17 protein-coding genes are annotated in these 23,644 nt (G+C 47.4%); 8 read left to right on the top strand and 9 right to left on the bottom strand.

The genetic code is table 11. The features are described from left to right. Positions 1–264: 264 nt before the first annotated feature. The 7 genes from HPS56_RS02045 to HPS56_RS02015 all read left to right on the top strand — a co-directional run bounded on the left by HPS56_RS02045 (position 265) and on the right by HPS56_RS02015 (position 11,290). Positions 265–5,169 (top strand): hypothetical protein, encoded by a 4,905-nt coding sequence (locus HPS56_RS02045; protein WP_172273053.1) that lies wholly within the window; start codon positions 265–267, stop codon positions 5,167–5,169. A 416-nt stretch (positions 5,170–5,585) separates the two neighbouring features. Then, complete coding sequence (locus HPS56_RS02040; protein ID WP_172273050.1) at positions 5,586–6,062, top strand: arginine repressor; 477 nt, start codon at positions 5,586–5,588, stop codon at positions 6,060–6,062. A 33-nt stretch (positions 6,063–6,095) separates the two neighbouring features. Beyond that, on the top strand, positions 6,096–6,719 hold the full coding sequence (locus tag HPS56_RS02035; protein ID WP_172273047.1) for a GNAT family N-acetyltransferase: 624 nt from the start codon (positions 6,096–6,098) through the stop codon (positions 6,717–6,719). Between the two features lie 129 nt (positions 6,720–6,848). Next, positions 6,849–8,048, top strand: coding sequence for an argininosuccinate synthase (locus HPS56_RS02030; RefSeq protein WP_172273044.1), 1,200 nt, complete (start codon positions 6,849–6,851; stop codon positions 8,046–8,048). A gap of 119 nt (positions 8,049–8,167) precedes the next feature. After that, positions 8,168–9,190: an N-acetyl-gamma-glutamyl-phosphate reductase gene (gene argC / locus HPS56_RS02025; protein WP_172273041.1), complete on the top strand. Its 1,023-nt coding sequence runs from the start codon at positions 8,168–8,170 to the stop codon at positions 9,188–9,190. A 157-nt stretch (positions 9,191–9,347) separates the two neighbouring features. Beyond that, positions 9,348–10,487, top strand: coding sequence for an aspartate aminotransferase family protein (locus tag HPS56_RS02020; RefSeq protein WP_172273038.1), 1,140 nt, complete (start codon positions 9,348–9,350; stop codon positions 10,485–10,487). A 20-nt stretch (positions 10,488–10,507) separates the two neighbouring features. Then, positions 10,508–11,290 (top strand): pyrroline-5-carboxylate reductase family protein, encoded by a 783-nt coding sequence (locus HPS56_RS02015; RefSeq protein ID WP_172273034.1) that lies wholly within the window; start codon positions 10,508–10,510, stop codon positions 11,288–11,290. A gap of 66 nt (positions 11,291–11,356) precedes the next feature. Here HPS56_RS02015 and HPS56_RS02010 read toward each other — a convergent pair whose 3' ends face one another. The 8 genes from HPS56_RS02010 to HPS56_RS01975 form a co-directional block, all read right to left on the bottom strand. After that, the gene (locus HPS56_RS02010; RefSeq protein ID WP_172273031.1) at positions 11,357–12,601 is read right to left on the bottom strand and encodes a glutamate-5-semialdehyde dehydrogenase; all 1,245 of its coding nucleotides are present in this window, start codon (positions 12,599–12,601) and stop codon (positions 11,357–11,359) included. A gap of 159 nt (positions 12,602–12,760) precedes the next feature. Then, the gene (locus tag HPS56_RS02005; RefSeq protein ID WP_172273027.1) at positions 12,761–13,201 is read right to left on the bottom strand and encodes a hypothetical protein; all 441 of its coding nucleotides are present in this window, start codon (positions 13,199–13,201) and stop codon (positions 12,761–12,763) included. Continuing rightward, the gene (locus tag HPS56_RS02000; RefSeq protein WP_172273024.1) at positions 13,198–14,322 is read right to left on the bottom strand and encodes a CHASE2 domain-containing protein; all 1,125 of its coding nucleotides are present in this window, start codon (positions 14,320–14,322) and stop codon (positions 13,198–13,200) included. The genes HPS56_RS02005 and HPS56_RS02000 overlap by 4 nt, the downstream gene beginning before the upstream one ends. A 1-nt stretch (position 14,323) precedes the next feature. Continuing rightward, on the bottom strand, positions 14,324–15,817 hold the full coding sequence (locus HPS56_RS01995; protein WP_172273021.1) for a hypothetical protein: 1,494 nt from the start codon (positions 15,815–15,817) through the stop codon (positions 14,324–14,326). A gap of 6 nt (positions 15,818–15,823) precedes the next feature. Continuing rightward, positions 15,824–16,570, bottom strand: coding sequence for a LamG-like jellyroll fold domain-containing protein (locus HPS56_RS01990; protein WP_172273018.1), 747 nt, complete (start codon positions 16,568–16,570; stop codon positions 15,824–15,826). Positions 16,571–16,582: 12 nt separating this feature from the next. Further along, the gene (locus tag HPS56_RS01985) at positions 16,583–17,878 is read right to left on the bottom strand and encodes a carboxypeptidase regulatory-like domain-containing protein (RefSeq protein ID WP_172273015.1); all 1,296 of its coding nucleotides are present in this window, start codon (positions 17,876–17,878) and stop codon (positions 16,583–16,585) included. 59 nt (positions 17,879–17,937) lie between these two features. After that, positions 17,938–18,783, bottom strand: a complete 846-nt coding sequence (locus tag HPS56_RS01980; protein WP_172273012.1) for a DUF5683 domain-containing protein — start codon at positions 18,781–18,783, stop codon at positions 17,938–17,940. Then, positions 18,783–19,415, bottom strand: coding sequence for a hypothetical protein (locus tag HPS56_RS01975; protein ID WP_172273009.1), 633 nt, complete (start codon positions 19,413–19,415; stop codon positions 18,783–18,785). Before HPS56_RS01975 ends, HPS56_RS01980 begins: the two co-directional genes overlap by 1 nt. A gap of 512 nt (positions 19,416–19,927) precedes the next feature. On the opposite strand from HPS56_RS01975, the gene HPS56_RS01970 reads away from it, so the two are divergent. Continuing rightward, positions 19,928–22,324: a glycoside hydrolase family 31 protein gene (locus tag HPS56_RS01970; protein WP_172273006.1), complete on the top strand. Its 2,397-nt coding sequence runs from the start codon at positions 19,928–19,930 to the stop codon at positions 22,322–22,324. A gap of 246 nt (positions 22,325–22,570) precedes the next feature. On the opposite strand, the gene proB is transcribed toward HPS56_RS01970, so the two are convergent. Then, positions 22,571–23,638, bottom strand: a complete 1,068-nt coding sequence (proB, locus tag HPS56_RS01965) for a glutamate 5-kinase (RefSeq protein WP_172273002.1) — start codon at positions 23,636–23,638, stop codon at positions 22,571–22,573. Positions 23,639–23,644: the final 6 nt, after the last annotated feature.

The raw sequence follows: 23,644 nt of genomic DNA, 5'->3' as shown, positions 1-23,644 counted from the left end.
ATTAATATTTTGAACTATGGTCAAAACTTTGTAATTTCGTCACCTCAAAACTATTGATTATAATAACTAAACCGAAATACAAACCCTTAAAAACCTAACAAATAGAATTACAGAAAGTTAGAGTAACAATATTGTTGTGGCTGGTCTTACCCCTAAGACGGGAAGAATTAAAACGGCTTGCAGCCACGACCAAGAATGGAAAAACAATAAAACTAAAACAACTATGCAAACAAGCCTGAAGCATGGGTAAAACAAGAACAATAAATGAAGAAGTTATATACATCTTTGCTATTGACTTTAGTGGCGTTTCTTTGCTTTCCACTAATGTCATCTGCTGAAGAGACCGTTATAGTTCCTGAACAGACAACAGTCATACAGGCAGACGGCACATCAGCACAAAATGCGAATGTGGTGTTATTCAATGCCGCGAGCACAGCTTGGAGATGCTCACATGCAAAAATTTCCGGAGGTGCTTTCTCCAATATGCTCGCCAATTATGAAGGCTCTCCTGTTGTAATTACCAAGTTCAACGCATCAGCCGTACTTGACGGGAAAAGCCTGAAAAAGGCCACTCTTAAATTCTATTCAAAGTGTACCATATCCGGCAAAAACTCAAATGTTCAGATTGCACATATCGGAACAGGCTGGGACGCAACAACGGCAACATGGACAAATACAAACAAGGCTGAGATTCTCAATGCCGTAGGAATAAACGGAAACGGTGTAAATGTAAAAACATCTAAAATAGAGCTTACACAGGATGTTACTGAACTTTTAGCCGCATCTACAGACAACACCATCGGTTTTGCTGTTTATACTTATACAGGCAGAGAACAGGAAATAAGCGACATTACCCTGACAATAGAGGCCATTGACGCTTCGGCTTCATCCACATACACAGTCAAATATGTAGATGAAAGCGGTAATGAGCTGAAAGAAAGCGAAGTACGTTCGGAATCAATTGGAGCAACCATCAATATAACAGACGGAGACAAAGCCAGCATATACAACGCTGACAAAACCAAAAAGTATATCTATCTAAGTGATGATGCTCAAGGGAAAACAGTGGCAGGAGATGCTTCAACAGTTATCACAGTCACATTCCGTGAGGCAGCCATCTGGAACTATACAGTAACCGCCGTTGATGCAAATGACAACATTCTGAAAGTACTCAAGACCGGACAGAACTTCGAGGCAGAAACATTTAATCTCGGATATGCCGCACTTATAAACATTGACGGAACAATATGGAAGTCAGACAAATTAAGTTCTGATAAAAAAGGATATTACCTGTCAATGAATTTAGATGCAGACAATAAGAATCAGAATATAAAATTCACTGCATCGGAAATAACAAATATTGTTTACTGCTCTGAGGGAGAAGATATTGAAGGCTTACTCCTTGCTACAAATGGAAACACAAGCATACGCAGTTCAAACGGAGCTTCTGCATACGCTCCTGAAGACACAGAATTCACAAAGCTTCCAAACGGCAAGTATAAGCTTACAACCGTAATATGCGATGTTTCAAAGAATGCCGGTTCTGTATGGAACTTCTTTGCCGGAACAGAAAATATATTCCAGTTTACAGCAGGAAGTGTCAACTGGGCAGAAGGCACTTCTGAAGAATTCACACTCAACGCACCGGAAACACCAATATTGCTTGGAAAAGGCGGTGGCAACAATGCAGCTGTCGACCTTATCTACATCCAGAAGACCGGTGATGCTGAAGTCATCATCCCTGAGCCTTCTTACGCTGTAGGAAAAATGGACTTCAACGCCATGGATATTCCTACATCAAACAGTGGCAATGCCGGTGATATTACAGAAGACAAGACATTCAACGTAGAAGGAGAATTCTCCGTTACAATTTCTCCGAAGACAAGCGGCAATACACAAAACCGTTTCTGGAACACAGCAGCCGGTCCTCAGCTGAGAATATACAACGGAACTATTACAATCAACGCTGCTACCGGCAAGAAAATCAACAAGATTGTATTCGCAAAAGGAGACAAATGGGGTGCTATCACTCCCAACAACGGAGAAATGAACGGCCAGACATGGACCGGTGATGCCGAGACAATCGTGTTCACTGTAGGCGGTCAGTGCCAAATCAACTCCATCACTGTAGGTGAGGCACCTAAGGCTCCTCTTGCCGAGGCTGCCAACATCGCAGCATTCAAGGCTTTGGAAAAGGGTACAGACGCCAAACTTGCCCTTAACGGTGCCAAGGTGACATTCGTAAACGGTGACAACACATTCATCGAAGACGAGACAGGCGCGCTTCTTCTCTATAAGACCGGCCTTACACTTACAGCAGGCAAGGCTCTGACCGGTAATATCATCGGCCAGTATAAAGACTACAACGGTATGCCCGAACTTATCGGCACAGAACAGACACCCGCTTCAGAATATACAGAAGCTGACGCTGCAATCGTTTCTACCGTTGCCACTGTGGCAGACGCACAGGCTGACGCATTCACCGGCAAACTCGTTAAATTCGAGAACGTAGCCATCGACGCAGACCTGCAGACAATCAAACAGGGCGAGGCCGAAATCGCATTCTACGACAAGTTCAAGGTAATGCCTGCTGATTATGTTTATCCTGCAAATGCAGCAAGCATCGTAGGTATAATATATGTAAACGGTGAGCACTACACATTCCATCCCGTAAGCGCAGACAGCATCAAGGCCGCAACAGCCGTTACTGTTCCCGAGGCAGCGGACATCGCAGCCTTCAAGGCTCTTGAGAACGGCACAGAGGCCAAGCTTCTGCTCAACGGCACAAAGGTTACATTCGTTAAGGACGACGTTGCCTTTATAGAGGATGAGAGCGGTGCCATCCGCATGTCAGCCATCGGCCTTGACCTCACAGCAGGTACAGCCCTCAACGGCTACATATACGGTAAGATTCAGAGCACAATGTCACAGATGATGGTAGCATCCGACAATACTGCCTCATCTGAGTTTACCGCAACAGCTACAACGATAATTCCGAAAGACGTATACGTTGAGGAACTTGCCGACAACGCCGGCAGAATGGTTGCCCTCAGCAACGTATCCATCAATCTCGATTATCAGGAGATAGTCCAGATCGTTGACGGTGTGGATTCATACGCTTCAATATCCGACGAGTTCGGTGTTCTTCCGGAAGGTTTTGTAATGCCTGCAAAGATTGAAAGAATAGTAGTCATTGCAGACGGTATGAGAGGCTTCGGCCGTGCATATCCAGTAAGTGCCGACAGCATCAAGGCCGCAGAGTTTGTCGCTCCGGTAGAGGCCAAGGACATTGCAGACGCCAAGACATACAGCGAAGGCACAGAGCTCACACTCGTGCTCAACAAGGCCGTAGTTAAGGTTGCAAGATATGCAAACAGCTCATCAGGCCGCAAGACCGTCATCGAGGACAATAGCGGTGCTATAGACCTCGACGGTGAGATTTACAGCATGCTCCTTGAGGCAGAAGTTTCTGAAGGAAAAGCCATCACAGGCAAGCTTATCGGCCAGTTCACAAGAGTAAACGGTGTTCCGACATTCGCACTCTCCGAGCAGACAGGCTACAGCACAATCGACGCAGTAGAAGACGCTGTTGTCACAGCTACGGAAATGACCGTTGCCGAGGCTAAGAATATTGATAACGTTTCCAAGTTCATCAACCTCAAGAACCTTACAAACGTCAAGCCCGCAGAGACAGAAGGCTGGCTCGTAACACTCACGGCAGAGCAGAACGGTGAGGCTATCACCATAGAAGACCTGCTTCTGACCAACTCTTACGGCAGCATCTTCGAGCAGTTCGTAGACGGAGAGGGCAATCTCGTCCTGCCGTCAGACGCTATCGAGAGCATGAACGGTATCCTGAGCGTCGACGCAAACGGCGGTTATGTAGTATATCCTACTGAAATCACATTCGCAACAGCACCTAAGGGTCCTGAATACAAGACATTCGACAAGACTACCGTCATGACAATGTCTGCAGAAAACATCGCAAATGCTGTTGCAGAGAAGTGGGCAGAAGGCGGTGAGTCACGTACTGACAACAAGAAGGGCAACATCGATCCCGAGACAGACGAAGAGATTTCTGCCACAGTAATGGAAGGTATCGGTCTGAAGAAAGGCAATGCGGCTAAAGCGTTCAAGGTATACGTAACAGGTATCGACAAGCTTTCCGCTTACGGTGTATCTACCAACAAGAACGAGCGTTCAATCGTTGTTACAGCCACTCCTGAAGATGGTGAGGCCGTTACCGCCTCCACACCGTCTGTCGACGGCAAGACAGCCGTTGCAACAGTAGAGCTGGACAAGACCAAGAAGTATGCCGTTGAGTTCACAGGTATCGATGTCGACGGCAATGGCGCAGACGTTGCCCTCCACGCTGTCAAGTTCATCGTAGAGAAAGAAGTGGTTGAGACAGTACGCACATGGGACTTCACCAAGTGGAGCGAGGAGACAGTTGAAAACCTCAAGGCAGATGCAGCGACCGTAGTTCCCGGTGAGGACGGCACATATCCTACCGTAACTCCATGGCGCAGCTATGAGAAAGTCGGTGGTCCTTCAGATGCTGATCCAGACAGAAACGGTGCGGCATACTGGTATGGTACAGAGATCGCAGAGGCACAGGAGCTTACCGCCAACGGTAAGGTCATAGCAGAGACAAAGGGTCTGCTCTTCAATAAGGTGGCTGCAGGTGCTTTGGCAATAGCTATAGACTATCCTTCAACAACACTTGGCAACTACAACGGTCCGGCATATCTTTGGATTGGCGGCAAGAACCATACATTTGTCATTCCGGCAGTCAAGCCAGGCTCTGCCATCATCATGGAAGTCGAGTCTCACAAGAACAACGACAAACGCGGTGTGAAACTGAGCATCAACGGTACTGATTTTGCAGAAGGAATACCTGCAACATTCGAGAAGTTCACATGGACAGTTCCGGGTGAGGAGACAGATGAGCCTGTAGACGTTACAGTGACAAATACCAACGGTTGCCACATCTACACTATCGTAGTTGATGAGGACGGCACAGGTATAACAAATATGAATACTGTCAAGGTTGAAAACAACAACGTTTACACCATCAACGGTGTTATGGTACGCAAAGCCGGCGAATCTCTCGATGGTCTGGCAAAGGGTCTGTACATCATTGGCGGCAAGAAGGTTGTTATCAGATAACCTGTCTTACTGACAACAGAAATCAAGAGGTCCGCCTTCACCGGCGGACCTCTTTTTTATTTCATACGGTACGTCCACCGGTATCCTGAATAACACGCAGACCCAGGGCTACGGATTCCATTCGTTCTTGAGGATGTTTTTACGCCTGACACGTGCCAAAGGCACGTCCCTACATATAGGATGAAGAGCCCCTACGACTCATAAAGAAAGAGAAGCCCCGCCTAACCTCTCCCAAGGGGAGAGAAAGGGATATGCAAGTCTCATATCCGGCATTTCACTCTGGGCCGGAAAAACAGCCCTATAAAAGGACGACATGCAATGAAACGACAAATGATGATGCAAATTTATTCAATATTATTTGTTTTATTGCATAAATATGTATACCTTTGCACCCACATCTGTATAATTATACATTCATGAAGATTAAGAAGAACAGACTTGAAACCCTGCGCATGATAATATCAAGCAGGGAACTTGGAAGCCAGGAAGAGCTTCTTGCAGCATTACAGGAAGAAGGTTTCAAACTTACCCAGGCCACCCTGAGCCGCGATCTGAAACAACTGAAAGTTGCGAAGGCTGCAAGCATGAGCGGCAATTATGTATATGTTTTGCCGAATGTCACAATGTATAAGCGCGTAAGCACCCCCAACAAGATAAAGGAAATGATGCAAGTGCCGGGCTTCAAGTCAATAACATTCTCAGGCAATATGGGCGTGATAAAAACCCGCCCCGGATATGCCAGCAGCATTGCATACAACATAGACAACAGCGACATCCCCCAGATAATAGGGACAATTGCCGGTGACGACACAATATTTATAGTGCTACAGGAAAACGCACACCCTCAAGACGTTACAAATGCCCTGAGCGAGGTGGTGCCAAACCTGAAATAATGTTTTCAATCCAATTCATAACAAACAATAACAATGGACATAGAAGTTATGGTGGCGGCACCCCATCATGAAATATATGTAGACACCATCCTCGAGACAATCGAGGCAGCAGCCAAAGTGCGCGGCACCGGTATCGCAAAGAGATCACACGAATACATTGCCACAAAGATGAACGAGGCCAAGGCCGTAATCGCCTTGTGCGGAAACAAGTTCGCGGGATTCAGCTATATCGAGACATGGGGCAACAAGCAATATGTGACCACGTCGGGACTGATTGTACATCCGGACTTCAGGGGAGTAGGCCTCGCCAAAAGAATAAAAGACCTCACCTTCACACTCGCACGTACACGATGGCCTAAGGCAAAGATATTCTCGCTTACGAGCGGAGCGGCGGTAATGCAGATGAACACACAGTTGGGATACAAGCCGGTGACATTTGCCGAACTTACAGACGACGAGGCGTTCTGGCGCGGATGCGAAGGATGCGTAAACGTAGACATACTCAAACGCACGGAACGTAAATATTGTATATGCACGGGAATGCTGTTCGACCCGGACGAGCACCTTCCTGCAAAGATTCCTGCAGATGTGATGGAAAGAATACGGAAGATTGATGGGGGTAGCCCCTCCGAACCTCCCCAAAGGGGAGGCTTTTAAGTGGAAGAGTCCTGCTTTATTCATTTTCTTGCTTAGAGTAATCCCTCATCCCCCTTTGGGGGATTATAGGGGGCTCTTGTGGGACTCTCCTTTGGGGAGATCAGGAAGAAATACAAAAAACAATCAGATATGGCAAAGAAAAAAGTAGTAGTAGCATTCAGTGGCGGTCTTGACACCAGCTACAATGTAATGTATCTCACAAAAGAGATGGGATACGAAGTATACGCAGCATGCGCAAACACCGGTGGCTTCAGCCCTGAGCAGCTGAAAAGGAATGAAGAGAACGCCTACAAATTAGGCGCAATAAAGTATGTCACTCTCGATGTCACACAGGAATACTATGAGAAATCTCTGAAGTATATGATATTCGGAAACGTACTGCGCAACAACTGCTACCCTATCTCCGTATCATCCGAACGTATATTCCAGGCTATCGCCATAGCCCGCTATGCCAACGAGATAGGCGCAGACGCCATAGCCCACGGCTCTACCGGTGCGGGCAACGACCAAATACGTTTCGACATGACCTTCCTCGTAATGGCTCCCGGTGTTGAGATAATAACACTCACACGAGACAAGGCCCTTACACGTAAAGAAGAGGTAGACTATCTGAATGCCAACGGATTCACCGCAGACTTCACTAAACTGAAATATTCATATAACGTAGGAATCTGGGGTACAAGCATCTGCGGAGGCGAACTTCTTGACCCGACACAGGGTCTGCCTGAAGAGGCCTACCTGAAACATGTGACTCAAACAGAGGAGCAACTGCTGAAAATAACCTTCGAGAAGGGAGAGATAGCGGCCGTAAACGGAGAGAAATTCAGCGACAAGGTGGCAGCAATACAGAAGATAGAACAAATAGGCGCATCATACGGCATCGGACGAGACTGCAACGTAGGCGACACCATCATCGGCATAAAAGGACGTGTAGGCTTTGAGGCAGCCGCACCCAAACTCATAATAGAGGCTCACCGCCTGCTTGAAAAGTCAACACTAAGCAAATGGCAGCAATACTGGAAAGACCAGGTGGCAAACTGGTATGGCATGTTCCTGCACGAGAGCCAGTACCTCGAGCCGGTAATGCCGGATATCGAGGCCATGCTGACATCATCGCAACGCAATGTCAACGGTACAGCCATACTGAAACTGCGCCCGCTGGGATTCGAGACCGTAGGTGTGGATTCTGACGATGACCTCACAAAATCCAAACTCGGCGAATACGGCGAGATGCAGCACGGATGGACAGCCGAAGAGGCAAAAGGCTTCATAAAGGTGTCAAGCACTCCGCTCCGCGTATATTACGGAATACATAAGGAAGAGAGGTAGAATAGCCCACACAGCCCCTCCAAACCTCCCCAAAGGGGAGGCTTTTAAGTGGAAGAAAATGGGGAGAAGTAGGAAAACAATATGGAAAGCAGTCTCCAAACTAAAGAATATTCATAAAAATGAAACAATCCAATAACACATCCACAAATCCCCCCTTCAGGGGGACTAAGGGGGGCTTACGTGTCGGCATTCTCGGTGCGGCCGGATATACCGGCGGTGAGCTTATCCGACTGTTAATCAACCACCCGCAAGCGGAAATCGTATTTGCAAACAGTGAGAGCAATGCCGGGAATCCCGTGGCTGATGTGCACGAAGGTCTCTATGGCGACACAGACCTCATATTCACATCGGAAATGCCATTCAACGACATTGATGTACTGTTCTTCTGTTTCGGCCACGGCAAAAGCGAGGCTTTCATTAAAGAGCACGTCATTCCGGAAAACGTAAGAATAATAGACCTTGCACAGGACTTCCGCATAGCAGGCCCTGGCAACGACTATGTATACGGTCTTCCAGAACTGAACCGAAACCAGATCGCCCAGGCCCGTCATATAGCAAATCCAGGATGCTTCGCAACATGCATACAACTCGGACTGCTGCCTGCCGCAAAGCTCGGACTGCTGAAAGACGATATCGCCGTAAACGCCATAACAGGAAGTACGGGAGCCGGACAGAAACTGGGAGCGACCACACACTTCTCGTGGCGCAACTGCAACATGAGCATATACAAGGCTTTCACACACCAGCATGTGCCGGAGATACGCCAGAGTCTGACTCAGATACAGGGAAGTTTTGATGCAGACATTGACTTCATCCCATACCGCGGTGACTTTGCCCGCGGAATATTCTCGACCGAGGTCGTAAAAACGGATGCTTCCATAGAAGAGATTACCGCGGCATATAAGGAGTTTTATAAAGACGCGGCATTCACATATTATTCAGACAAGCCTATAGACTTGAAACAGGTGGTGAACACAAACAAATGCCTTGTGCATTGCGACAAGTTCGGCAACAAACTGCTCATAACATCCTGCATCGACAACCTTCTGAAAGGTGCCGTAGGACAGGCGGTACAGAATATGAACATAATGTTCGGTATTGATGAAACCGCAGGACTGAAACTTAAGGCAAGTGCTTTCTAAACCTCATAAAAGCCCCCTATTAATCCCCCAAAGGGGGATAAGGGATTACTTCTAAGCGGAAAGATGAATAAAGCAGGACCCTTCCACTTAAAAGCCTCCCCTTTGGGGAGGTTTGGAAGGGCTGTTGAGGGGCTTCTACGACTAAAATTTTAAAATCATGAAACTATTTGACGTATACCCGCTATTCGATGTAAACATCGTAAAGGGAAAAGGATGTAAGGTCTGGGACGACAAGGGAAATGAGTACCTCGATCTCTACGGCGGACATGCCGTTATCAGTATCGGTCACTGTCACCCGCATTATATAGATAAAGTATCATCACAGTTAAACAATTTAGGTTTTTACAGTAATTCCGTCATCAACGGACTACAACAGGAGCTGGCCGTACGGTTAGGGCGGATAAGCGGCTGTGACGACTATCAGCTGTTTCTTATCAACAGCGGTGCGGAAGCAAACGAAAACGCCCTTAAGCTGGCTTCATTCACAAACGGCCGCACCCGTGTGCTCTCCGCAGAAAAAGCCTTTCACGGACGTACTTCATTAGCAGTAGAGGCCACAGCCAATCCGAACATCATTGCCCCGATAAATGCCAACGGCCATGTGACATACCTGCCGCTAAACGACCTCGAGGCATGGAGAAAAGAACTGGCCAAGGGTGACGTATGTGCCTGCATAATAGAGTGCATACAGGGTGTCGGAGGCATAAGAATGGTTACAGAGGAATTTGCAACGGGACTTGCCCAGGCCTGCAAAGATTACGGAACGGTGCTTATATGCGATGAGATACAGTGCGGCTACGGACGCAGCGGCAAGTTCTTCGCCCATCAATGGCTTGGAATACGTCCCGACATCATAACCGTGGCAAAAGGAATCGCCAACGGATTTCCGATGGGAGCGGTGCTTATCTCTCCGGACTTTGCGCCAAAATACGGACAGCTCGGCACAACTTTCGGAGGCAACCACCTTGCATGCGCAGCAGCACTGGCAGTGATTGACGTGATGGAAAACGAAAATCTTGTTGAGAATGCACGACAGACAGGAACATACCTCATGGAACGCCTTAAGGAACTGCAACAGACAGGGCATCACATCACCGACATACGCGGACGCGGACTCATGATTGGCATAGAACTGGATATACCGCACAAGCCCATACGCGAAAGACTCGTATACAACCAGCGCATGTTCACAGGATGCTCAGGAACAAATCTTCTTCGCCTGCTTCCTCCATTGTGCTTCACACGTGAAATGGCTGATGAATTCATCGTGAAACTCAGCCAGGAACTGAAACATTAGAATAAAAGCCGCAGACAATTATGAAAATATCAATAATAGGCGCAGGAGCAATGGGCGGGGCAATGGTGCAGGGATTTCTGAAAGGCAATGTTTTCAGCAGTTCCGACATTACAGTATCCAACCGCACTCATAAAGCCCTTGACAAGTTTTCCCAAACTGGCGTGAACATCACCACCGACAACCGTGAAGCCGCAGCCAATGCCGACATAGTGTGCGTGGCCGTAAAGCCGTGGATAGCGGAAACGGTGTTCAAGGAAATAAAACCCGTACTTGACTACAACCGGCAGATTCTCATGACAGTCGTTGCCGGTCTCCCCTCGGAACAGATTACGGAATGGATGAAAAAAGACGACGGAACAATGATTCCGCTGTTTATCGTCATACCCAACATCGCCATTGCCGAATGCAGTTCCATGACATTCATCACCCCCATAGGGGCAGACGGCAGACAAACAGACATGATAAAGAGTATTTTCGACACCACGGGAAGCACCCTCGTTGTTGAAGAGAAGCTGCTGCCGGCCGGAACGATACTTGCGTCATGCGGCATCGCATACGCCATGCGTTATATAAGGGCGGCAAGCGAGGGAGGCGTGGAACTTGGCTTCAAGGCCGACGATGCAAAAAACATCGTATTGCAAACAGTGAAAGGCGCAGTGGACCTGCTTATGTCCACAGGCAACCATCCCGAAGCGGAGATAGACAAGGTGACAACACCCGGAGGCATTACCATACGCGGCCTCAACGCAATGGAACAGGCCGGTTTCACCAATGCCGTGATAAGGGGACTTAAATTGAAATAAAGAACCAAAGAGCCGCCATCCGCAGATTTGCAGATGGCGGCTCTTTGGTATAAAAACGAACGAACCCTACTTATCACGCACCTGCCCGTTGCCTTCTATAAGCCATTTGTATGTGGTTATCTCCTCGAGTCCCATCGGGCCGCGCGGACCAAGCTTCTGCGTGCTTATGCCAATTTCCGCGCCAAGTCCGAACTGTGCCCCGTCGGTGAAACTTGTAGGAGCATTGACATACACACAAGCCGCATCGGCCTGCATACGGAACTTATCCATGCTATCGCGGTCTTCTGTTATTATACACTCACTGTGACCTGAGCCATAACGGTTTACATGCGCTATAGCCTCATCAATACCGCCAACGGTCCTGACAGCCATCTTATAGTCCATAAACTCAGTGCCGTAGCTGTCGTCACCGGCATGCATCAGCAGTTCCTCCGGATAACAACCGGACAAAGCCGCGTATGCCCTGTCGTCTGCATATATGGTGACATTACTTTCCGAAAGCGGCATGCACAGATAAGCAAGATCATCGAGACGGCTCACGTCTATTATCAGACAGTCAAGGGCATTGCACACGCTCACACGCCGTGTCTTGGCATTGCAAATTATCCGCCGGCCCTTATCCTTGTCTCCCGCCGCATCGAAATACGTATTCACCACTCCCGCACCGGTCTCTATCACCGGCACACGTGCCGTGTCACGCACAAAGTCGATAAGCTTCCGTCCTCCACGGGGTATACATAAATCTATATATCCGACGGCATTCAGCATCCCGGCCGTGGCCTCACGGGTGGCCGGCAACAGACTCACAGAAGATTCACATATACCATGACGGCGCAACACACCGTGGATAAGCCCAACTGCCGCCCGGTTGGAACAGTCGGCATCCTTTCCGCCCTTCAGCACACATGCGTTACCACTTTTAAAACAGAGAGAGAAAACATCGAAAGTCACGTTAGGCCTGGCCTCATATATCATGCCAATGACTCCGAACGGCACGCTCACACGCCGCAACTTCAGTCCGTTAGGAAGCGTGCGCTCCAAAAGAATGCGGCCGAGCGGTGACGGCAACCGGCTGACATTACGCATGTCAGCGGCAATGGCGGCAAGACGTCCGGGAGTAAGCATCAGCCTGTCATATAAAGGATTGCCGCGATCCATACGTTCCAAATCCCTTGAATTGGCTTCAAGTATACGTTCCATACTGTTTTCTATCACGTCTGCCAAATCAAGCAACACCTCATTGCGCTTCGCGTCTGTAAGAAGTGCCAATACGCGGCCGGCAGCCTTGGCAGCCTCGAATATCTGTATCATACCGAATGTTTTTTGTATTGAGAGATACAAAAGTAATGCTTTATTTCCTGCCCTACAAGAATATTGCTGAAATAATGATATGCAAACCGTTTCTGCTATAATACTTGGAAAAAACAATATACAGCAGTCTCTCCATGAATATTCCAGCCAACAGTCTCATTATTCATTTTCCGACGCATACGCTATAGAATCCGCCAAGACCTCCCGCGTCACGCTGGCTATATCGCTACAGGTCCGTATGATGGTTCCATTGTTATTTCTTATGTTTCTTAGAATATAGTTGAAATAGTTTTCTGTCAGCTCTATCGTATCATTTCTTTTGTCTTTCAGCATGTTGGCTACGGTATTGCAGCCAGGAGTGTTTATCACGTACTTCTTCCTGTTGGTTTCGTCAAACAGTTCAAGTATCGAGTTCCCCGATATTTTTATTGTCGTGTTCATATTCAACGTATCCCTTAGCTGTATGGAACTTTGCCTGTCTCCATTAACTGTGCTTACATTTCCTATTATGGAATAAACAACGCATTTCTGTGCGTAGATTGTGTTGCCACAAATTATTGATACCGCAATGCAGACGAGTCTTAATATTCTTTGTTTCATTTATTGTTTCTTTTTATACTAATACAGGTATTATAGAAATTTCTTGTTGCAGCCAGTATCGCTATGGCCGACAAAGCCCACCCTATGTCAATACTCATGCGTGTCTTGGCAAACAGAATTACGGATATATACAGCAGTATCAACATCCATACAAACGTGACAGCACCAAGCGCCATGTCGGTAGATAGAAAATGGCGGACTATGACGAACTTACTCCAACCGACCACCTGAATGTATTTCTCTTGAAGCCATTCGGTAATCAGTACGATGAGAAACGACAACACAGCAACGACGACTGCCGGCATCGGGCGGACGCTTTTCCTCTGCAGCAGAGTCTGTATGGAATAGGCCTGCAACTCCACTCCCGAGATCTTTCCCAACGGAGTGTAGTGCCTGTCCACATCATCCCCCACGGCTCCTATCAGTATTATGCGGTCTTTTATCAGGTCGGATTTGGCTGTTATAGAGTCAGGGGCTATCACCGGGAAAAGTGTCGGACTGAAGTCTATCACTTCCTTTCTGTCCTTCAGTGGTGTGATTCCGTCGGATGATACCGATGCCGTAAGCCATGCAAACGAGGGCCAGAGGCTGTCTCCAAGACATATCCCGATATTCATATCACGCTTCATGTCGCTATACAGTTCTCTGTTGAAATTGGTCATGCCCTCCTTCACATTTATAAACGGAGTGAAAAACGAACGGTTTTTCAAGTACGACTGCCTGACTGCATCAAACTGGCAGTTTGCCGCAAACACTATATTGTCATACTTCCCGGCAATGTTCATTATCATATCATCCCCTCCATCAGCATCCTTCCAATTGGCAAACACAATATCCATGCCTATTGTTTTCGGCCCAAGACTCTCCGCCTCGTTTATTATTGCGGCAATGTCCCTGCGCGACTCAACGGTAGAAATATCTATTATCGAAATGTCCGTGCTCACAACAGGGTCGTCGACAAGCATCTGGTAATAAATGTCTATGGTAGAGAAGCTGCCGAAAGCACGAGCTATGGGGTTAAGGAACGATATATTAATCATCATAATCACAAAAAGCCCCACTACAGCAAACGACATTGCCGTGACAGCAATATGACGAACCAGTCCCCGTGTCAGTTTCATATCAGAATATCTTGTATATCTTGGCCTTTACAGATTTAAACTGTGGCATACATTTTCCGGCCGATGCATTTATGTATGTAGGGTCGCAAATGAGATACTTCCGGCCGTACACGCTCACATAGTCACCGGCAACTTCACTGTTCAGCCTTACTGCCGTACATAAGTGATTCGGATAGTACAACAATACCACATCAAGCCCAAGGATACTGTTCACGAGTTCGGAGAACAGTATAGAGCGGTCCTCGCAATCACAAGCCCTGTAATAGAAAGGTTCTTCCTTGAAATCCGTCTTCTCATATCCGTATTGTTTTTCGTCCGTTTCATATTCGAATGCAGTCTGCACGAAATGCAGCAATACATTGACGGCCTCGAATTCTCCCTTGCCGGCCACTGCGTTCTTTAATACCGGCATAATCTGCTGTCTTACTCCATCATCCATATTCTGACGGGCATAAAAGGTCCAGTCCGTTATCAGAGGCATATCCTTATAATAGTCCATCAGACTCTTGTTGACACTCACAGTAACAGCAGCTTGGGGATTCCATTCTGAAACAAACTTACGCGGTGTGGTCATCTTTTCCGCAAATCGTATATACGTTCCGTTCATAAAGTCGATAGAACGTGTGGCATTGCAAAAATTATTCTTATATGTACGTATATTCTTTTCCCCTTTTTGGTCGTCCCATAGGTAATACCGTTTACCATTGAGGTTTATATACGTTATCCGTGCTATCTCTACATTGGCCGGACATATCATTCCCAGACGGTTGTTGTCCAGCCTTATTATGCGTGCATCATAGCCCAACTGTGTCATCAGGAATGTTTTCAAAACCACCGCCTCGGGCGTCCCCTCACCCAACAACGTCTCGCCTATGGCCTTACACAGATTGTATGTTGCCCATCCGTTGAGACGCATTTCTTCATACATTCTCGCACAGTCTTCAAATATGGCGGTGTAGGCATCTCCAGATAATATCTTCCATACCCTGCCTATCTCCTTCTCGTTAAGACTGTTCAGTTTGAAACGCTCTTTGGCCGTCATTGAAACGGGCAGCGACATACCGAACAGACTTACGTTCATCTTTCCTCCTGTCTTTGGACGTGGCTCTTCAGGCTGTGGTATATCAAGCGGCTCTTCCTTCAACGGTGTGATCGGCCGGACCACACCGCCTATTGGAAACTCTATCGGAGCGGCCGGCTGCCGTGACGTCTTGTCCATAGGCGCAACAACAGGTCTCACAGGGTCCGGCTTTTTAGGGGCCGGCACGGCCGGATGCTTTTCAGCACTTTCCCACGGACGCGAAAGATAACCGGCAAACTCATCGTTCTTCTGCTTACGGTACTCCTCGAAAAGCTGATGCTTAGTCTTATGATATGTCTCTATTTGCGTCTGTTTGTTCTTTTTATACGCATCAAGAACACTCTTGTCCTGCGCCATTAAAGACTGCAGGACAAAAGTGCCAATGAGTGTAAAAACAATTCTCCAGATGTTCATGATGTGCTATTTACGTTCCGCGTCGTATATAGCAGCCACTTCAGCGGCATTGATACAGCGCTTGTAGATGCGTATATTATCCACAATCATCGGGTCTGTCACTATGCTTCCGTCAGCATTACCGCCAATTTGCATCTTCGTTCCGCTACAGGAGTGTTGGTCGGCACTGTATGTATCTGTCAGACGCCCATCGATATAGAGACTGACTATTTTGAGTTTACGTGACGCGGTAACAGCGATATGATGCCATCCCGATGCCTGATAGCCGTCCATTAACAGGCTCATTGTTCCTTTATACCACGGGCTCATGCCATATATGTAGGATATTTTATTCTCCGCCGTCACATATACTGTCGGTGTGGTCAGGCCGTTATTCTGGCCGAACGATGTGAGAAACACACCATGCGTGAAGTCCTTGACCCAAATACAGACACTCACATTGGTGCTGTCGTTAAGCGGATAAGAGGGGATATTGACAAAAGCATTCTGTCTTAGTTTCAATGCACTACCACGCCCAGAGGGAGTCTCGCTGACAAAAGAGGCGTTGCCGTCTATGATTCCCGTGACATTACTGACCGAGTAGTCTCTGACAGTTGTGCCGGCCTGCTCATCGAACGTGTAATGCAAAACGAGATCACGGCTTAGGTTTACACTGCTACCGGTACCGTCTGTCGTACCGTCCTCGTCTTCCTCGCATGCCTGCAAAGCAACTGCGGCCGCCAAGGCAAACATAAAATAGAATATTCTTTTCATACCTATTATCCTTTACTTTTCAGAGTTATATATTTTAGCAATCTCCTGGGTGCTCAGTGTCACACCATATATACGTACATTATCGACCGTCATTTCATCAGTGCTTGGCGAACCGATCTGCATGCTTGAGCCGCGACATGTGCCAACATCTATACCTTTGGTGTCATTCATCACTCCGTCTATATAGAGTATCGCCTGAGAAGCCGACTGTGTTATGGCAATGTGGTGCCATCCGCCGGTCTGCATATTCATTATATTATTGGCAAATTTAATCGTATACCATGTACTGTTGTTATAACAATAACGGAAATGGTCGGTCTCATCAACCCAGATTGACGGTGCTGTGTAACTGTTTCCGTTATTTGTGGCGAAGAGATGTCCCTGTCCAAAATCTTTTACCCACATGCAAACAGTAAACACAGTCTTTCCATCAAGCATATTTGAAGGTATGTTGACAAACTGTCCTTTCTTTAAATTCAAACCGTATCCCTTGCCGTTATTTCCAATCACAAACTTTGGCGAGCCGTTTATCTGACCGTTGTTTGCCATCGGATCATAAGTATTCTGCACCGTCTTTCCGTCATCAAATGTATAATATGCCAGAAGGCCACGTGTCACCTCCGTTGTACCGTCATTCGGATTATCCGGATCATCCGGATCATCCGGATTGTCAGGAGTTGTAGTGGTATTGTTGGTCACGCTGATACTCACGATGTAAGAATCGCTGCCTACATTCACTGTTATCTGACCGCTACGGTTGGTCGTGATACTGTTACGGTTGATGACGTGTACGCCTACAGCCTGTCTGCCTTTGGCAGCCACTGTGCCCGACATCGGAGCTATCTCAATATAATCGGGAGCGTTTGATATAGTATACGTGAGCGCAGAGTTGCTGTTGTTCTTGATACTGAACGAGAGCTGCTCCACACCCTTGCCGAACACGAGGTTCACGGGAGTGATTTCCACGTTCATCGAACCTTTCGACAGTTGGAAGTCGCAATTGACGTTTTGCCCGGCATATACCGTAACCTGCTTTGTTGTCGGCTGAAAGCCATTGGATGCTACGGAGATGGTGTATGTGCCCGGCTCTATGTCTGCAAACTCGAAACGTCCGTCGCTGCCCGTGGTCTTTGTCTGTCCCTTGCCGTTTAGCGTTACAGTGGCACCGGCTATAGGTGAATTAGCGTTTGTGTAGTCGCTGACAATACCACTGATACTTCCCGTCAGCACTTCATTGTCCTCACTGCAACTTGTGAATACGATAATGCCTAACAGGCACACTGCAATCATTGAAAAAATCTTCTTCATTTCTGTTTGTTTTCTTGTTAATACATTATTTGATTAGCATTATTTACATTTAATCCATATTAAAATCTATAGGCCATCGAGATACCACCACCGTCAGGCAATAGCATCGGTGACATGGTTAATCCGCCAACACCCGCTCTCTTAACTTTCACACGACGTGCTCCACGGGCTACGGACGCATCGACAATATTGTATACCCACACAGCAGCAGCTACCCCGATGCACACATTACGTGCCGTTTGCCAGTTGTTTGACTTTGTATTGTAATCCTTGGCAAAACGCGGTTGCTCTTTCATCTTCTTTTTGTAGTCAGCACGCTGGTTTTCACAGAACACGATACCGGCGCCAAGCGCAGCCTCAGATGCAAGCATCACGATTCCCTTTGCCGTACAGCCTTTGTATATCTGCCCCATACCGGGTATTACCGACATGACAGCGGGCGTCACACCGTACGACGTGCTGAGATATATTCTATCGAATACCGGATTATCTGTCACTGCCACCATGAATAATGTATGCAGACGATATACCCCGTGCTTGCGTCCTTCAACATATTCGTCTACAGAAGAGGCTTGCAACCTGAATTCCTGCCCTTGAATTTCCATCTGTACAGTAATCTTGTCGTGTATCGTTTCCTGCAGGTTGCCGTTGGTATACACCTGTTCTATGTTTGAAAGCTTGCCGGTATTCACGTTCATCATTACTGCATTTCGGAGCTGTTCGTTCTGCGCCAATATCTTCTGTGCCTCTATTCTGGCGGCCTCAAGGTCCTGACCTACAGACACCACTTCCACAAAACGGTAGGTATTGTTCTGTTCTTTCGGCGTATTCCCCACCCAACGTGGTTTTTGCGCTATTGCGCTGATCGACATCAGCGCGAATAAAACCATAAATATCTTTTTCATTATGGAATCATTTGAGATTTTCTCATGTTGTTTAAAACGTTATCCTCAAATTCCTTCAAGTTGCTGTCTATCTTCTTGCGGTCAGCATCAGACACATTCTGCCGTACATTCTCCACAACCTTCTTTGCTATATCCGCCACAGTACCGTTGTATTCAAGACAGACGAAAACAGTATACTGCCGGTTCTTGCCGAAGAATTTGTTGACCTTCACAATGTTTGCGTTCTTTATTATGTTGGCCGAATACACAGAGGTTACATCATTGGTCTTTGTCCCCTCATCTCCGACCGTCTGCCCGGAATTGTCATTGCCGGAATACTTATGATAGCCTAATGAACCTGACTTTGCAGCTGCCTCCACGGCAGCATCTATAGCCTTCGACATAGTAGCACGTGCATCAAGTTCCGCAAGGTTTCTCGCTGTACTTTCGTTGTAACTGGTCCCCTTACCAGCCGCACGCCGGCCTGGGTCTGCCAAGGCATACTGCTCACAGTCTGTCAGCGTAATCTCCGCACCATAGATGTTTGAATGCTGTGAATCGGGTGTGCTTTGCGTTTTTCCGGCTCCGCCACATGACGATACCATGGCAACTGCCGTTGCCATAACGAATGAGATAAATAGTGTCTTTTTCATGGTAATGTTGCTTTAATTGTTTGCAGACTCACGGCAAACATTTTTATCTTGTATAACTGACATAATACAAGAAAAGCGTGAGAGTCTGTACATGGTTGCCCTTCACGCTCTACGAGGCTCTAGCAACTGCCCATCTTGCTGTGAAGAGCAACGCCAGAAGCCCACGCCGATATGAATAAGCACACCCCTCCCATAGTTTGAACCACAAGACAAAACTTGCGGATAGCACTAAAAGGGGATGCGCCGATAGCCACATCCCTGGACATCTACGTTGCTTCGTCTTTCAGCAAGATATTGAATTTGCTAGATTCTGTAGAGCCTAAGACAAAGCGCATGTAAACGCCTATATAAAGATATATACAACCCAAAGTGCCTGCCGTTTATCCATAATTTTACTTTGCCATTTCGAATACAATCCGTATCTTTGTACAATACAAGATGCACCATTGTTTATCAAAATGAACCATAAACATCCTGCCGCAATTTTATCAGTAACTAAAACTTACAGCCTCATGAGAAGAATTATAGGTACTGTCGCATGTTATGCCATATCTGCCATTACAGCCCATGCACAAAAACTGGACATTGATTTCATAACCCCGTCCATCGTCAGAGTACAATGGACGGCAGACAGTATTTTCACCGGTAACAATACCGGTGTATGCGTGTACGAGAAAAAAAAGGTGAAGGTAAAGCACAAAGAAACATCCGATTATCAGGTATTCACATCATCAGATCTGACAGTTAAAGTAGATAAATCCACCTCTGCCGTGGAATTCATAGACAGACATACAGGCAAAACCGTCATAAAAGAGTGTTCCTCACATCCTCACGAAGCGGAACAGGTTGTCAAGGAACATATCGTCTATGATGACAATTCCGCCAGAATGGAGAACACTGCCAACGGCAAGGTGACGGTAAAAGACATCATCAGACGCGACACCACCGGTACAAGCACACGTTACCGTGTAAACTTCTCATACCAGGACAAAGAGGCTGTCTACGGACTCGGCTCGCACATGGAAGACCACATGAACCTCAGAGGCAAGACAATGTATCTCACCCAGCACAATCTGAAAGCCATGGTGCCGGTGCTTGTATCGCCCGGCGGCTACGGCCTGCTGTTCGATGCAGGATGTGCCATGAAATTCTCCCCCATGCCTGATAACACCCAAGGATTCACCATGGAGCTTGATGCGGCCAAGCAGCTCGACTATTATTTTATCCGCGGTGCACGTATGGACGACATCGTGGCCGGATACCGATATCTTACGGGCAGCGTTTCACTCATGCCGCGCTATGTCTTCGGATACACACAATCGAAAGAACGCTACACATCATCTGACGACATCATAAGCACTCTCCGTGAATACCGGAGGCGCCACGTGCCTATAGACATGATTGTGCAAGACTGGAACTATTGGCCTGAGGGATGGGGATACATGAAGATGAACCCCAAATATTATCCTGACCCAAAAGCCCTTGCCGACTCCGTGCATGCCATGAATGCAAAACTGATGGTCAGCATCTGGCCCAATCCACAATACTGTCCGCAGGAACGCGATTTCCGCGAACGCGGCTTCATGCTTGGACATTCAATCTACGATGCATTCAGTCACGAAGCACGCAAATACTATTGGAAATACGCATACGATGAATTCTTCTCACGCGGATTTGATGCATGGTGGTGCGACAGCAGCGAACCGCTTGACGGTGACTGGAACAAGATGCCTCCGCCACAGGACGGCAAGGCGTATGGAAAGGATGATCATGAACGCCGTTGGCAGCTCAACAAGGATATATTGAGTGACGCTCTCGGAGCCGAACGCAGCAGCCTGTATTCACTGTATCATTCGCGTGGCATCTACGAAAACCAAAGACTCACCACAGACAGGAAACGCGTGGTAAACCTCACCAGAAGTTCGTATGCCGGCCAGCAGAGATATGGAACAATCGTATGGAACGGTGACACATACGCCGCATGGGAGTCTTTCCGCCAGCAGATCCCCTCCGGACTCAACTATATGTCGACAGGAAATCCATACTGGACCGTTGACGTAGGCTCTTTTTTCACGCGTAACGACGGACGCAGATGGTTCTACACGGGAAAATTCAACAACGGAGTGAAAGACAACGGATACAAGGAATACTATACACGAATGTTCCAATGGGCCGCGTTCCTGCCCATGCTCCGCAGTCACGGAAGCGATACTCCCCGCGAGATATGGCAATTCGGTGAAAGCGGAACACCGTATTATGATGCCATCTTGAAAATGATAAACCTGCGCTACTCGCTCATCCCGTATATATACAGCATGGCGGCAATGCAGACGATGAAGGATTATACAATGGCGAGATGCCTTGCATTCGATTTCCCAACAGACATGGAAGCGGCAGACATAAAGGATGAATATATGTTCGGCAACTTCCTCGTATGTCCTGTCACATACCCTATGAGCGAAATGCCGAACAGAAAGATTTATCTTCCCAAAGGCTGTAGATGGACTGACTATCATACCGGACAGGAATACAACGGAGGCCAATGGATAGAAGTAGAAAGCAAGATAGACATCCTGCCTCTGTTCACCAAATGCGGAAGCATAATAATCACGACAGAAACAGCGGAACATACAGGAGCACAGATTGGCAAACCCGTGACAATAAACGTGTATCCGGGCAATGAGGCCGACTTCTGCATATATGAAGACGAAGGCGACAACTATAACTATGAACGCGGAAGGTATTCCGTCATTCCGCTCACATGGAACGATAAGAAGCGTACTCTCACCATAGGAAACCGAAGCGGCTCTTTCACTGGCATGCAACAGGAACGTACATTCATTGTGAAAACACCCCACGGAAGCCATACCGTGAAATATAATGGAAAGAAAACTGTAGTGAAATTCTGACAAACAAGCAATACATTACTATAAAAAGAAGATGTGCGGTAATAGAACGGCACATCTTCAAAAGTCATATTTGCCTCACACAATTAGCTTCACCACCGCAAACCTGGCTTTGCCCGACATTGGCTATTGTGTATCGTCGAATATTCTTCAAATATTTGCCATAGCCCTGCCGGAAAAGGCATTTGGCAACGCCTGCATACATAAACATACAACAGCAGACAAAAATACAGACATGACATTTTCACATCACTCTATATAAAGATAATCATAATGTACTATAGGCTTTACATCATGTGCCCCGATGAGCCTTACAGCCTCATCCGACGAATATGAGCTTCGCCCCACACCTATCGTATCTCCCCTGTCATCTGTAACGGAAACGATATCGCCTTCCTCAAAATCGCCCTCAACAGCAGTGACGCCTACCATCAACAGACTCACGGCACGGTTGCCGCGCAGCGCGGCAGCGGCAGCGGCATTGACACGGACCATACCCTTGGCAAAGCTAACACTGTGGGCTATCCACTTCTTTACATTTGATACGGCTCCTGTATTCGGCATAAATTCGGTATGCAGCGTTGTGTCCGGAGAAGTGGCCAGACTAACGAGAATATTGTCACGCCTGCCATTGGCTATAATAACTTTTATACCTTCATCGGCCACCTTGCGTGCAATGCCGCACTTTGTCGTCATTCCCCCACGCCCGAATCCGCTCCTTTCATGCCGTATATACCCGCTCAAATCATGTCCCGGCTCTACCCGTCGTATCACTTCCGATTCAGGATCCGTCGGAGAACCGGTGTAGATACCGTCAACATTACTCAATATAATCAGCATGTCGGCATCCATCATCGATGCGATAAGCCCGGACAATTCGTCATTGTCGGTAAACATCAGTTCTGTAACACTTACCGTATCATTCTCATTGACAATAGGAATAACACCGTTGGAAAGCATCACACCCATGCATGCACGCTGGTTGAGATACTCACGGCGCGTGGAAAAACTTTCCTTCATGGTAAGCACCTGACCTACATGCAGGCCGTATTCACGGAAAAGGTCATAATAAAGATTTATCAGCTTTGCCTGTCCGAGTGCGGAAAACAGCTGACGCTGCTCCACGCTGTCGAGCCTGTGGGAAACCTTGAGCTCTCCACGGCCGCATGCCACAGCTCCGCTCGACACGAGGATAATCTCATGTCCCTGTAAACGCAACCATGCCGTCTGGTCTACAATGGCAGACATGCGTGTCACATCAAGCTTTCCGTCGTCACGTGTAAGCACATTGCTGCCCACCTTTACAACTATCCTCATAATATC

The sequence above is a fragment of the Xylanibacter muris genome (assembly GCF_013166605.1).
Lineage (GTDB): Bacteria > Bacteroidota > Bacteroidia > Bacteroidales > Bacteroidaceae > Prevotella > Prevotella muris.
Note: the sequence above shows the minus strand (reverse complement) of the source record. Positions and strands in the feature narration are given on the sequence as shown.